The following is a 13,569-nucleotide window of genomic DNA, read 5'->3' as shown; positions in this document are numbered from 1 at the left end:
TCTACCTCGCGACCTGCGGTTCTACCTCGGCATGGTTCAGCCGCAGTCGAGCGCGTCGTAGGCGACGTCGACGGTCGAGGTGACCTGCTCGCCGTCGAGCGTCGCCGTGCCCGTCACCGTCGCGGTGCCGGCCGGGGCCGACGTCGCGCGCGCCGCGAACGACTGGTACGCGTTCTTGCCGGGCGCCACGTCCGCGAACGCCTTCTGCCCGAACGGCGTCGCGAGCGTCAGCGCGACGGGGACGTCCTCGCCGTTCGTCGCGCGCACGGCGACGTACGCCTTGCCCGCGAGGCAGCGCGGCGTGACCTCGACCGCGAGGTCGAGCTCGGGCTCCGTGTCGGACGCGTGCAGCCGGACGAACGTGATCGAGTGCGCGGGGAACTCGTAGGAGAACTCCTCCCCCACGCCCGTCAGGGTCCGCTCCACCGGGACGACCCGCTCGGGGTCGGCCTTGGTGTTGGTGTCCGACGGCGCGCCCACCATCTCCGTGACCGTCGCCTGGTCCGCGATTCCCTCAGAGCCCTCGACGTGCACCTGCGTGCGCGCGGCGGTGGCGGTGGGGTTGACGACCTTGACGACGACGTCACCTGTCTCGTCGTCGCGCGTGACGACCTGGTAGAGCGACTTGGTCGACGGCTGCTCGTAGGACATCTGGAGCTCGCCGTCGAGGTAGAGCTCGATCGTCGAGCCCTCGACGACGACCTTGACGTGGTACGGCTGCCCGGCCTCGATGCTGTGGTTCTCGACGGCCTGCACCTCGTTGGCGCTCCCGCCCGACGCGCGCTGGAGGGCCTGGCGCGTGTTGTTCCACCCGCCGAGGTTCCACCAGTAGTAGTCGTTCGGGCCGCCCGCGGCGAACCCGACGAGGAAGCCCTCCGCGCCCGACGTCTTGCGCGCGTCGAGCTCGAGCGTGTAGCTCGACCAGTCCTTCGCGTACGCGCCGGCGACGATCGACCGGGCGTCGGTGACGTTCGTCGCCGACTGGACGTAGGCGCCGTCCTGCGCCGCCCACGTGCCCGACTGCGGCTCCCACTGCGAGGCGCCGGACTCGAAGTCGTCCGCGAAGAGCACGTCGCCGCTCGCGTTGTCGGTGACGCGCACGTTGTCGTACTGCGCGGCCGTGTTCCACGTGGAGAGGAAGACGCCGCCGTCGAGCGTCGCGTCGGCGGGCGCCGGGCCGGAGTGCGTGCTGGGCACGACCTCGTCGCCCGCGTTCGCGGAGAACAGCTGCTGGACGTAGTAGTTCACCGAGCCCCAGGACTCGTCGTTGTCGAACCAGATCGCGTCGGGCGACCACTGGACGTACGACTCGTTCGCGAGCAGCGGCGCGTACGACGCGAGCCGCACGACGTCGGAGTTGCGCTCGAGGCCCGTCATGAAGGCGGCCTCGGACAGCGCGTTGGCGAACGTGTTGCCGCGTGACGCGTACTCGCCGAGGAAGACGTGCGGCCCCTCGCGGTCGTAGGAGTCGTAGCGCTCGTCGTTCTCGAGGAACCACTGCGGGTCGTTGTAGTAGTGCTCGTCGACGAGGTCGACGTCCTGCTCGCGGTTGAACTCCCACAGCTCGTCGAAGCGCTGGCCCGTGTCGTCCGGCCCGGAGTTCGAGATGATCTGGACGTCCGGGTAGGCGGCCGCGATCGCGTCGCGGAACGCCGGGAAGTTGGCCTCGAACGTCTTCGTGTTCTCCTCGTTGCCGAGCCCGACGTACTTCAGGCCGAACGGCTCGGGGTGGCCCAGCTCGGCCCGCACGGCGCCCCACTCGGTCGTCACGTCGCCGTTGGCGAACTCGATCAGGTCGACCGTGTCGTCCACCCACCGCTGGATCTGCGCGGGGTCGGTCATCTCGGGGATGGTGCTGCCGCAGCCGTTGGCGCCGACCGACACCACGGGCAGCGGCGTCGCGCCGAGGTCCTCGGCGAGGAGGAAGTACTCGAGGTACCCGATGCCGTAGGACTGGTTGTAGCCCCAGAAGTTCCAGTTGGTCGCGCGCTCCTCGACCGGGCCGATCGTCTCCTTCCACTGGTACGTGCGGCGACGGTCGGTGAAGCCCGACTCCTCGTACGTGCGGAACGTGCCGACGTTCGTCACGCAGCCGCCGGGGAAGCGCAGGAACTGCGGGTCGAGCGCGTCGATCTTCTCGGCGAGGTCCTTGCGGAGCACGGACTTCCCGTTGACCGGGCCGACCCACGTGTCCTGCGGGAAGAGCGACACCTGGTCGAGCGCGAGCGTGCCCGCCGCGCCGGAGAGCAGCGCGAGCCGCCCGGCGTTCGTCGTGCCCGTCGCGGTGAGCGTGACGTCGTACCTCTTCCACGCGTTCGAGCCGTCGACGGCGACCTGGCCGGTCGCGTACGCCGTGGTCCCGGCGGCATCCTCGACGCGCACGGTGACGTTCTGCGCCGTCGCCGACCGCGCCCAGACGGAGAAGTCGTAGGACTCCCCCTCCTCGACGAACAGCCCCGTGTTGTACCCGGCGTTGCGCACCCCGGCGCCCGCGCCGGTCGTCGTCAGGTTGAGGTAGTTGCGGTTCGTCGCGTTGAGCCGCCCGGCGTCGTTCACGACCTGGGTCGTCGCCGTCGCGCCGCCGCGGTTCGCGGCGCTCCACGCGGTGAGGCCGGTGAACGACCCGTTGTCCTGGTTGCTGAACTCGAACGACCGGTTGCGCACGAGCTCGGCGTACAGGCCGCCGTCGGCCGCGTAGTTGATGTCCTCGTAGAAGATGCCGTACAGCTCGTCGCTCATCTGGGTGCGCTCGCCCGCGAGGTCCACGGTGATCTCGTGGTCCGCGCTCGTGGCGGGCGTGATCGTGAGCTTCGTGGCCGCGTCGCGCGGACCGAGGACGAGCGCGCCGTCGGAAGCGCGCACCCCGGCGTACCGCTCGGGGTCGGCCGCGCTGCGCAGCCAGACCGTGCCGCCGCCCGCGTCGGTGAGCCGCAGCGCCGTCGCGTCCGCGCCCGCGGGCCCGAGGGAGAGCCGGGACGCGCCGGAGACGACCACGGGCCGGTCGCCGACGGCGAGCGTCACCGGGGACGTGCCCTCGGCGCCGTCGACCGCCGTCGCGGCGAGCGCGACGGTCGTCGCGGGGCGCTCGTCGTCGAGGGCGAGGCCGTCGTCGGTCGCCACGAGGTACCGGGCGTCGCCCGGGCCCGCGAGCGTGAACGTGCCGTCGGGCACCTGGTCCGCGCCCTCGGCGGCCTGGACCGCGACGTAGTCGAACGCCGCGGTGTGCGCCGCGCCGCTCTGCGCGGCGAGCGCGTAGAGGCCGACGTGCGTCGTCGGGAAGTCGACGGTCACGGAGCCCGCGGGCTGCCACGCGGTGCCGTCCCAGAAGCTCGTCGCGATCGTGTCGCCGGTGCGCTGCATGCGCAGCGTCTCCCCGGTGGAGCCCGGGCGGTCGGTGAAGGCCGCCGCGCTGAAGACGCCGCCGGTCTCGACGTCGTTCTCGATCGCGCGGCCCGACGGCGAGAGGTCACCCACGAAGGTCAGGCCCGACCGGACGTAGTTGTCCATGTCCTGCCACGCGACGAGGCCGGCGCCCTGGTAGACGGAGGCGACGGGCGCCTCCAGCCGGGTGACGACGGTGAAGTCGCCCGCCGGCACGTCGAGCAGCACGACGTTCTTCGCGCTGTTCGCATCCTGGTAGGTGTCGCCCGGCTGCGAGGTCAGCGTGAGCTTCCCCCCGCCGACGGACAGCGCCTCGGGCACGGGGTTGACGACGGTCCAGTCCGGGCCGAGCGCGGCGCCGTCGAACGTGTCGACCCACGCGCCGTCGGGCAGGTCGGGCTCCGCGGCGGCGGCCGGCAGCGACGTCGCGAGCGCGACCGTGCCGACCATGCCCGCCACGAGGGCGACCGCGACGGACGGGCGGCGCGCCGGTCTGCGCCGGGACGCGGGGAGGGACGGGTGAACAGACGTTTCCATAGGGCTTCCTCTCATCGTCGAGAGACACGCACCGTTGCGTGTGAGCGTTCACAAGTTCGGGCCCGAGCCTAGTGTGAGCGCTCACATTCCACAAGGGCGGCGTCATGACACCGCCGGTCGGGCGTACGCCCGAACGACCCAGGGGTGCCGGCCCCCGTCCTGCTCCGGTGACCCCGGGCCGTCGGCCCGGGCAGACGGCCGCGGCACCGGCCCCGCGCCGCGGACGTCACGAGGACGCCCGGGGCGGAGGCCGGTGCCGCCGGCTCACCTCCGCCTGACGACGAGGACGCGCTGCAGGATCACGAAGACCAGCAGCAGCACGCCGATGACGATCTTCGTCCACCACGAGCTCAGGGTGCCCTCGAACGTGATGATCGTCTGGATGAGGCCCAGCACGAGCACGCCGAGCACGGACCCGAGCACGAAGCCCGTCCCGCCCGTGAGGAGCGTGCCGCCGATGACGACCGCCGCGATCGCGTCGAGCTCCATGCCGACGCCCGTGAGCGAGTAGCCGGACCGCGAGAACATCGCGAACAGCAGGCCGCCGATGCCGGCGCACGTGCCGCTCACCACGTAGACGAGCACCTTGGTGCGCGCGACGGGCAGGCCCATGAGCATCGCCGACTGCTCGCCGCCGCCGATCGCGTAGACCGTGCGGCCGAACTGCGTGTAGTGCAGCACGTAGAACGCGATCGCCACGACGACGAGCGCGATGATGACCGCGGTCGTCAGGCGCCAGCCGTCGCCGATCTCCTGGCTCCAGCCCGCGAGCGCCACGAACGACTCGTTCGTGATCGGGATGGACTGGAGGCTGATGACGTAGCACAGGCCGCGCGCGAGGAACATCGCGGCGAGCGTCGCGATGAACGGCTGGATGTCGAACACGTGGACCATGAGCCCGACGGCGAGCCCCAGCACGGTGCCGATGAGGACCGCGATGACGAGCACCACCGCGACCGGCCACCCGCTCTGGAGGAGCGACGCCGTCGTGATGCCGGACAGCGCCACCACGGCGCCCACGGAGAGGTCGATGCCGCCGGTGAGGATGACGAACGTCATCCCGACCGCGAGCACGATGAGGAACGAGTTGTTGATGAACAGGTTCGAGACGACGCGGGCCGAGAGGAAGTTCTCGTACCGGCTCCCGCCCACGACGAGCATGAGCGCGAGCACCGCGAACGTGCCGAGGACCGGGAGGTAGCGCCGGTCGAGGCGCACGCGGCTCGTGAGTCGCTCGGTCATGGTCGGTCGGCCTCCGGGGGCGGCGGTCTCGGCGCCCCGGGGGTCGGGCGGCGAGGTCGGGGCAGGGGTCTGCACGGCGGACATCAGGCGCTCACCTCCGCGGCCGCGGCGGCCGTCGGGGCCGCGCGACGTCGTCGGGCGGCGACCAGGTCGCGCACCTTCGGGGACTGCGCGAGGCAGACCGCGATGACGACGATCGCCTTGAACAGGGGCGTGACGGACGGCGAGATGCCGAGCATGGTCACCGTGAGGGTGAGCGTCTGGATGATGAGGACGCCGACCAGGGTGCCGGAGAGCGAGAACTTCCCGCCCGCGAGCGACGTGCCGCCGATCACGACGGCGAGGATCGCGTCGAGCTCGATGAAGAGCCCGGCGTTGTTGGCGTCGGCCGCCATGGTGCTCGACGAGATCATGAGGCCGGCGAGGCCCGCGAAGAGCGCGCAGACCGCGTAGACGGTCCAGATGATGCTGCGCGCCTTGACGCCCGCGAGGCGGCTCGCCTCGGGGTTGATGCCGACCGACTCGATGAGCATGCCGAGCGCGGTGCGCCGCGTGAGCAGCGCGACGGCCGCGAAGACGATGCCGGCCAGCACGACCGCGACGGGGATCCCGAACCAGAACCCGGACCCGATCGACTTGAACGGTGCGCTGTTGACCGTCGTGATCTGGCCGCCCGTGATGAGCATCGCGACGCCACGGCCCGCGGTCATGAGCACGAGCGTCGCGATGATGGGCTGGATCCCGAGGACGGAGACGAGGAACCCGTTCCACACGCCGAGGACGAAGGACAGCGCGAGCGCGATCCCCACGGCGACGAGGACGGTCGTCAGGCTGTCCGGCGTGGGCGACGACGCGATGAAGCTCAGCGCGACGGCCCCGGAGATCGCGACCACCGCGCCGACCGACAGGTCGATGCCGCGCGTCGCGATGACGAGGGTCATGCCGAGCGCGACGAGCAGCAGCGGTGCGCCGTTCTTCAGCAGGTTGACGAGCGACCCGAAGAGGTGGCCGTCCTGCAGCCTGATGGACAGGAAGCTCGGCCGGTTGACCGTGTTGACCGCCAGCAGCACGACCAGCGCGACGATCGGCCAGAAGAGCCGGTGCTGGACGGCGCGCTGCCAGGCGGGTGCCGTGGTGCTCATGACTCCTGCCCTCCGCTCGCGATGAGCTCGACGACGTCCTCGACCGTGACGTCCTCGTCGTTGGTGATCTCCGCGACCTTGACGCGGTCGCGCATGACGGCGATGCGGTGGCTGAGCCGCAGCACCTCCTCGAGCTCGGCCGAGATGAACACGACCGACATGCCCTCGCCCGAGAGCTGGGCGACGAGCTTCTGGATCTCGGCCTTCGCCCCGACGTCGATGCCGCGCGTCGGCTCGTCCAGGATGAGCAGCTTGGGGGCCGTCGCGAGCCAGCGCGCGAGGAGCACCTTCTGCTGGTTGCCGCCCGAGAGGTTCTTGATGAGCGCGTCCGGGTTGGCGGGGCGGATCGCGAGCGCGCTGATGTACTTCTCGACGATCTCGTCGACCTGCTTGCGCGGCAGGCGCCGCGCCCACCCGCGCTCGGCCTGGAGCCCGAGCACGATGTTCTCGCGGATGGTCAGGTCGCCCACGATGCCCTCGGCCTTGCGGTGCTCCGAGGAGAACGCGATCTTGCGCTGCATCGCGCTGCGCGGCGTGCGCAGCCGGGCGAGCGCGCCGCCGACGCGGACCTGGCCGCTGTCCGCGCGGTCCGCGCCCGCGAGCAGCCGGGCGAGCTCGGTGCGGCCCGAGCCGAGGAGGCCCGCGAGCCCGACGACCTCGCCCGGGTAGACGTCGAGGTCGAACGGCTGCACCGAGCCCTTGCGGCCGACGCCGAGCGCCTGGACGAACGGCGTCGCCTCGCGGTCGGCGACCGAGCGCTTGGGCGCCTCCTCGAGCTCCTCGAGCACCTCGAGCGAGGTGCCGATCATCTTGGAGACGAGCTCGAGGCGCGGGAGCTCGGCGGTGACGTACTCGCCGACGAGCTTGCCGTTGCGCAGCACGGTCATGCGGTCGGAGATCTCGTACACCTGCTCGAGGAAGTGCGAGACGAAGAGGATCGCGACGCCCTCGTCGCGCAGGCGCCGCACGACGGCGAAGAGCTGCGCGACCTCGTCCGCGTCGAGGCTGGACGTCGGCTCGTCGAGGATGAGCACCTTGCACTCGACGACGAGCGCGCGACAGATCGCCACGAGCTGCTGCACGGCGAGGGAGTGGCTCGAGAGCGAGGACGCCGGGTCGATGTCGAGGTTGAGGCGCGCGAGCATCTCCCCCGCCCGACGGCGCGTGGCCCGCCAGTCGATCGCGCCCAGGCGGCGCGGCTCGTGGCCGAGCATGATGTTCTCGGCGACCGAGAGGTTCTCGCAGAGGTTGACCTCCTGGTACACCGGCGAGACACCGGCGGCCTGGGCCTCGCCCGGGCCGGAGAACGTGTGCTCGGCGCCGTCGACGAGGATGCGACCGGAGTCGATCGAGTAGACGCCGGTGAGCGCCTTGATGAGCGTCGACTTGCCGGCGCCGTTCTCGCCCATGAGGGCGTGGACCTCTCCGGGCCGGAGCGTGAGGTCGACTCCGTCGAGCGCCTTGACGCCCGGGAACTCGATCGAGATCCCGGTCATCTCGACGACGGGCCGACCGTCGGGGACGGCGGTAGTCATGGGTGACCTTCCGTGCAGCGGTGGCGGCGGGGCTGCCGGGCCCCGGGGCGCCTCAGGACGCCGGCGGGGTCGGCATGCCGGCGGTGGTGCGTCGGCCGCGCGCCGGGGAGCCGTGCTCTCCCGGCGCGCGACCCGTCCGTGGTGGCGGGGCCCGTCGGCGTCGACCGGCCCCGCCGGGGCGGTGCGGAGCGGGTGCCCGGAGGTCCGGGGCGCCCGCTCGGCGCGCGCGGTGCGCTCAGTACTCGCGCGTCGGGAGCGCCTCGATCGCCTGCTCCTGCGTGAAGGACTCGTCCTTGACGACGATGCGCTTCTCGACCTCCTCGCCCGCGACGACCTTCTTGATGATGTCGGCCAGGTCCGGGCCGAGGAGCGGGTTGCACTCGACGATGAAGTTGATCTTGCCGTCGGCGAGAGCCTGCATGCCGTCCTTGACCGCGTCGACGGTGACGATCTTGATGTCCTCGCCCGGGACGAGACCGGCGGCCTCGATGGCCTCGATGGCGCCGAGGCCCATGTCGTCGTTGTGCGCGTACACGAGGTCGATGTCGTCGTGCGCCTGGAGGAAGCCCTCCATGACCGTCTTGCCCTCGGCACGCGTGAAGTTGCCGGTCTGCGAGTCGATGATCGTCACGTTGGGGTTGTCCGCCGTGGCGTTCTCGAAACCGGTCTTGCGGTCGATCGCGGGCGCGGCGCCCGTGGTGCCCTGAAGCTCGACGACGTTGATGGGCTCGGTCGCGAGGTTCTCGGAGACCCAGTCGCCGGCCATCTCGCCCTCGAGGACGAAGTCGGAGCCGATGAACGACTCGTAGAGGGTGTCGTCCTCGGAGTCGACCGCGCGGTCGGTGAGGATCACGGGGATGCCGGCCTGCTTGGCCTCCTCGAGCACCGCGTCCCAGCCGGACTCGACGACCGGGGAGAACGCGATGACGTCGACGCCCTGCGCGATGTAGGAGCGGATCGCCTGGATCTGGTTCTCCTGCTTCTGCTGCGCGTCGGAGAACTTGAGGTCGAAGCCGTTCTCGGCCGTGAGCGTGTCCTGGATGGACTTGGTGTTCGCCGCGCGCCAGCCGGACTCGGCGCCGACCTGCGAGAAGCCGACGGAGATCGTGTCGCCGCCACCGCCGCCGTCGCCGCCCGCGTCGTTGCTGCTGCCGTCCGTGCTGCCGCCCCCGCTGCTGCACGCCGCGAGCGCGAGGACCGCCACGCCGGCGAGGACACCCGTCAGACGCGTGCGCGCCTTGGTCGTGCTGAACATGCTCTCCTCCTTGAGATGCGACCTCGGCGCCGTGCCGAGGACCGTCGGGTCGTGCCAGCCCCTCATCGGACTGTTGACTCTTGTTGATACATGTTTGCTTGTGTCAATGTCTAGCGGTGTCAGGGCCGCTCCCGCAAGCCCCCACTCGGCATTCCGCATCACCGTTCGGTAACCATTCCGGTCACCGCTCGGCACTGCGACGTGCTCGAGCTGCGGAGCCAGGCGAGGGGCAGGACCCCGGGCCCGCGGATGTGATCGCTCACAGCCTCCCGAGAGACGATGTTAGCGCTCACACGGCTCCAGGGGAAGCCGCCGCCCCGTCACGGTTCGGTCACGGCCGGTGGCCGTGACGGGACCGTGCACGGACGGCTCCCCCAGGCGTCAGAGGCCCTGCGCGAGGCGGTAGTAGACCTGGTTCCACCGCACCTGGTCGCGGAAGCCCCGCCGCGTCGTGCTCTCGTCGATGACCAGGAGCTCCGTGCGCGCGATGTCCGCGAAGACCTCGAACGCGTCGATCCCCGCAGCCGTGGAGAGCACCGTGTGGTGCGCGCCGCCCGCCGTCAGCCAGGCCTCGGCGGACGTCGCGAAGTCCGGCCGCGGCTCCCACACCGCACGTGCCACCGGCAGGTGCGGCAGCGGCGCGCTCGGCGGGACGACGTCCACGACGTTCGCCGTGAGCCGGAAGCGGTCGCGCATGTCCGCGAGGGACACGACGACGCCGACGCCCGGGTCGGCGTCGAACACCATGCGGACCGGGTCCTCCTTGCCGCCGATGCCGAGCGGGTGGATCTCGACGCGGGGCGTCGAGGTCGTGAGCGACGGGCAGATCTCCAGCATGTGCGCGCCGAGGATCTTCTCGCTGCCCGGGGTCAGGTCGTAGGTGTAGTCCTCCATGAGCGACGCACCGCCGGGCAGCCCCTCGCCCATGACCTTCGCGGCGCGCACGAGCACGGCCGTCTTCCAGTCGCCCTCGGCCCCGAACCCGTAGCCCTTGGCCATGAGGCGCTGGACGGCGATGCCGGGGAGCTGGCGCAGGTCGCCCAGGTCCTCGAAGTTCGTCGTGAACGCCTTGGCGCCCACGGACTCGAGGAACGTCTCGAGCGCGATCTCCTGCCGGGCCGCGTACCGCAGCGAGGCGTGCCGGTCGCCGTCCTTGCGCAGCTCGGGGACCACGTCGTAGAGGTCCTCGTACTCGGCGACGAGCGCGTCGACGTCGGCCTCGGAGACCTCGTCGACCGCGCGCACGAGGTCGTTCACGCCCCACGTGTTCACGCTCACACCGAACCGGAGCTCGGCCTCGGTCTTGTCGCCCTCGGTCACCGCGACGTTGCGCATGTTGTCGCCGAAGCGGGCCAGGCGCAGCTCGTGCGTCGCCGCCCAGCCGGCGGCGCCGCGCACCCACGAGCCGACGCGCGCGGTGACCGCCGGGTTCGAGACGTGCCCGACGACCGTCGTGCGCGCCACCCCGAGCCGCGTCGCGACGTACGCGTACTCCCGGTCGCCGTGCGCGGCCTGGTTGAGGTTCATGAAGTCGAAGTCGATCGTGTCCCACGGCAGCTCGACGTTCGCCTGCGTGTGCAGGTGCAGGAGCGGCTTGCGGAGCTGGTCGAGGCCGCCGATCCACATTTTCGCGGGGCTGAACGTGTGCATCCACGTCACGACGCCGAGCACGCGGTCGTCGGCGTTGGCGTCGAGCATCGCGCGGCGGATCGCGCCGGCGTCCTTGAGGACGGGCTTCCAGACGACGGACGCCGGGACGTCCGGCGACGCGTCGAGGGCGCGCGCGACCTCCTGCGACTGCTCGGCGACCTGCCGCAGCGTCTCCTCTCCGTACAGGTCCTGGCTGCCGGTGAGGAACCAGATCTCGCGGTCCGCGTAGGGCTTGCTCATGTCGGTCCATCTCTCGTGTCGTGGGCGAGGGCCGCACCGCTGCGGTCCCGTCCCGGTGGTCGTGCTGCGTGTCGTGCCGGTGCGCCGCCGGGCCCCGGGGGAACCGGGTCGGAGCGGCCCGCCGGTCAGCGCGCGGGCTGCTGCCCGTAGACGTGCTGGTAGCGCGCGTAGAGCGCGTCGACGTCGTCCTGCGCGATGCGCGTGGGCTCGCCGAGCTGGCGGCTGACGTGCACGGTGCGGGCGACCTCCTCGCACATCACGGCCGCCTTGACCGCCGCGCGCGCGTCCTTGCCGATGGTGAACGGCCCGTGGTTGCGCATGAGGACCGCGGGGCTGCGCGACCCGCGCAGCGTCTCCACGATGCCGCGCCCGATCGAGTCGTCCCCGATGAGCGCGAACGGTCCGACGGGGATGTCGCCCCCGAACTCGTCGGCCATCATCGTCAGGACGCACGGCACCGGCTCGCCGCGCGCGGCCCACGCCGTCGCGTAGGTCGAGTGCGTGTGCACCACGCCGCCCACCTCGGGCAGGTGGCGGTACACGTACGCGTGCGCCGCCGTGTCCGACGACGGCGACCGGTCGCCCTCGACGAGGGCCCCGTCGAGGTCGCACACGACCATCGCGCCGGGGGTGATGTCGTCGTACGCGACGCCCGACGGCTTGATGACGAGCAGGTCGCCCGCGCCGTCGGGCCGCGTGGTGTCCCGGACGCGCTCGGACACGTTGCCCGCGGTCCACACCACGAGCTCCCAGCGGGGCAGCTCGGCGTGCAGCGCGGCGACGCGCTCCTTGGCGGCGTCGACGGCGTCGCGCAGGTGCGCGGGCACCGCCGGGACGGCGGGTCGCGCGGCCGTCGCGTCCGCGGACGGGGTGGGCGTGCTCATGCGGGGTCCTCTCCTCCGGTGCGGGTGGGCAGCGCTGTCACGGCGGCACGCTCGACGGCGAGCCCGGCCGCGTACCGCTCGAGGTACGCGGCGAAGCCGGCGACGTCCGCGGGGTCGGGCTCGACCGTCACGGTCTCGGCCGCCGCGAAGACGTGGTCGCGCAGGTAGTCGCCCAGGTCCGCACCCACGTCGGCGCCCGGTGCGCGCTCCCCGGCGCAGGCGCGCGCGAAGGCCGCGAGCACCGCGATGCCCCAGGCCCCGCCCTCGCCCGCCGTGCGCCCCACGCTGACGGGCGCGCCGATCGCCGCCGCGAGGAGCCGCTGCGCGACGCCCGCGGTGCGGAACATCCCGCCGTGGGCGAGCATCCCGTCGATCCGGACGCCCTCCCGCGCGAGCACGCGCATGCCGAGCGCGAGGGTCCCGAACGCGCCGTACACCTGCGTCCGCGCGAAGTTGGCGAGCGTCAGGCGGCTGCCGGGCGTGCGGACGACCAGGGGGCGCCCCTCGTCGAGCCCGGTGATCGGCTCCCCCGCGAGGTAGTTGTAGGCGAGCAGCCCGCCGCCGTCGGCGTCGCCGTCGAGCGCGGCGCGGAACAGCGCGCCGAAGACGTCGTCCGGGCCCGCGTCGCTGCCGACGGCCGCGGCGAGCTCGCCGAGCAGGCCGGCCCACGCCTCGAGCTCGCTCGCGCCGTTGTTGCAGTGGACCATCGCGACGAGGTCGCCCGCCGGCGTCGTGACGAGGTCGAGCTCGTGGTGCACGGCGGCGAGCGGACCTTCGAGCACGACCATCGCGAAGATGCTCGTGCCCGCGCTGACGTTGCCCGTGCGCGGCGCGACGGCGTTCGTCGCGACCATGCCCGTGCCCGCGTCGCCCTCGGGCGGGCACAGCAGGACGCCGGGCTCCAGCGACCCGGTGGGGTCGAGCCAGGCCGCGCCCGCAGCGGTCAGGCGCCCGGCGTCCTCCCCCGCGACGAGCACGTCGGGCAGCAGCTCGGCGAGCTTCGGCCCGGCTCGGTGGGTGGCGGCGCGCTCGTCGACGAGCGCGAGGAGCGCGTGGTCGTAGTCGCGCGTCGCCGGGTCGACCGGGAACATGCCGGACGCGTCGCCGACGCCGAGCACGTGGCGGCCCGTGAGCCGCCGGTGGACGTACCCGGCGAGCGTCGTGAGCGACGCGACGCTCGCCGCGTGCGGCTCGGCGTCGAGGATCGCCTGGTACCAGTGCGCGACCGACCAGCGCAGCGGGACGTTGTACCCCAGCAGCTCGGTGAGCTCGGCGGCGGCCGGGCCGGTCGAGGTGTTGCGCCACGTGCGGAACGGGACGAGGAGCTCGCCGTCGGCGTCGAACGCGAGGTAGCCGTGCATCATCGCGGAGACGCCGAGCGCCCCGTACGTCGTGGGTCGCACGCCGTACCGCTCCTCGACGTCGGCCACGAGGCGCGCGTAGCACTCGCGCAGCCCCGCCTCCACGGCGTCGAGCGGGTACGTCCAAACGCCGTCCTCGAACCGGTTCTCCCAGGCGTGGCTCCCGCTCGCGAGCGGCGTGCCGTCGCCGTCCACGAGGCACGCCTTGATCCGCGTCGACCCGAGCTCGATCCCGAGCGCGGTGTCCCCCGCCACGACGGCCGCCCGACGGCGCCCGACCTCGTCCTGCTGCACCATTGCTGCTTCTCCTCGTCGCGGCGTCGCGCCTCGGTCGTTGAGTGT

At 72.2% G+C, this 13,569-nt stretch carries 8 protein-coding genes; all 8 read right to left on the bottom strand.

What is annotated here, in order from left to right:
* Positions 1–36: 36 nt before the first annotated feature.
* Entirely contained in the window at positions 37–3,918 is a 3,882-nt protein-coding gene (locus HKK73_RS04465; RefSeq protein ID WP_171467524.1) for an alpha-L-arabinofuranosidase C-terminal domain-containing protein, read from the bottom strand.
* Positions 3,919–4,182: 264 nt separating this feature from the next.
* A complete protein-coding gene (gene yjfF, locus HKK73_RS04460) occupies positions 4,183–5,160 on the bottom strand; it encodes a galactofuranose ABC transporter, permease protein YjfF (protein ID WP_021482614.1) in 978 nt (325 codons plus the stop codon).
* Between the two features lie 83 nt (positions 5,161–5,243).
* Positions 5,244–6,302 (bottom strand): ABC transporter permease, encoded by a 1,059-nt coding sequence (locus HKK73_RS04455; protein WP_043655183.1) that lies wholly within the window; start codon positions 6,300–6,302, stop codon positions 5,244–5,246.
* Positions 6,299–7,837 carry a sugar ABC transporter ATP-binding protein gene (locus tag HKK73_RS04450; protein ID WP_085388451.1) on the bottom strand — a complete coding sequence of 513 codons (1,539 nt, stop codon included), beginning with the start codon at positions 7,835–7,837 and terminating at the stop codon, positions 6,299–6,301. Before HKK73_RS04450 ends, HKK73_RS04455 begins: the two co-directional genes overlap by 4 nt.
* A gap of 235 nt (positions 7,838–8,072) precedes the next feature.
* Positions 8,073–9,092, bottom strand: a complete 1,020-nt coding sequence (locus HKK73_RS04445) for an ABC transporter substrate-binding protein (RefSeq protein WP_031315144.1) — start codon at positions 9,090–9,092, stop codon at positions 8,073–8,075.
* A gap of 381 nt (positions 9,093–9,473) precedes the next feature.
* Positions 9,474–10,982 carry an L-arabinose isomerase gene (gene araA, locus HKK73_RS04440; protein WP_144721701.1) on the bottom strand — a complete coding sequence of 503 codons (1,509 nt, stop codon included), beginning with the start codon at positions 10,980–10,982 and terminating at the stop codon, positions 9,474–9,476.
* Positions 10,983–11,107: 125 nt separating this feature from the next.
* Complete coding sequence (locus HKK73_RS04435; RefSeq protein ID WP_085388453.1) at positions 11,108–11,866, bottom strand: L-ribulose-5-phosphate 4-epimerase; 759 nt, start codon at positions 11,864–11,866, stop codon at positions 11,108–11,110.
* Positions 11,863–13,524 carry a xylulokinase gene (locus tag HKK73_RS04430; RefSeq protein ID WP_171467523.1) on the bottom strand — a complete coding sequence of 554 codons (1,662 nt, stop codon included), beginning with the start codon at positions 13,522–13,524 and terminating at the stop codon, positions 11,863–11,865. The genes HKK73_RS04435 and HKK73_RS04430 overlap by 4 nt, the downstream gene beginning before the upstream one ends.
* Positions 13,525–13,569: the final 45 nt, after the last annotated feature.

Source organism: Cellulosimicrobium sp. 72-3 (genome assembly GCF_013127315.1).
In the GTDB taxonomy this organism is placed as follows: domain Bacteria; phylum Actinomycetota; class Actinomycetes; order Actinomycetales; family Cellulomonadaceae; genus Cellulosimicrobium; species Cellulosimicrobium funkei.
This window is presented reverse-complemented; position numbering and strand designations above follow the sequence as displayed.

Coding starts and splice junctions, on each gene's coding strand:
- HKK73_RS04450 (WP_085388451.1), bottom strand. CDS start 7,837: ATGACTACCGCCGTCCCCGACGGTCGGCCCGTCGTCGAGATGACCGGG.
- HKK73_RS04445 (WP_031315144.1), bottom strand. CDS start 9,092: ATGTTCAGCACGACCAAGGCGCGCACGCGTCTGACGGGTGTCCTCGCC.
- HKK73_RS04465 (WP_171467524.1), bottom strand. CDS start 3,918: ATGGAAACGTCTGTTCACCCGTCCCTCCCCGCGTCCCGGCGCAGACCG.
- HKK73_RS04435 (WP_085388453.1), bottom strand. CDS start 11,866: ATGAGCACGCCCACCCCGTCCGCGGACGCGACGGCCGCGCGACCCGCC.
- HKK73_RS04455 (WP_043655183.1), bottom strand. CDS start 6,302: ATGAGCACCACGGCACCCGCCTGGCAGCGCGCCGTCCAGCACCGGCTC.
- HKK73_RS04430 (WP_171467523.1), bottom strand. CDS start 13,524: ATGGTGCAGCAGGACGAGGTCGGGCGCCGTCGGGCGGCCGTCGTGGCG.
- araA (WP_144721701.1), bottom strand. CDS start 10,982: ATGAGCAAGCCCTACGCGGACCGCGAGATCTGGTTCCTCACCGGCAGC.
- yjfF (WP_021482614.1), bottom strand. CDS start 5,160: ATGACCGAGCGACTCACGAGCCGCGTGCGCCTCGACCGGCGCTACCTC.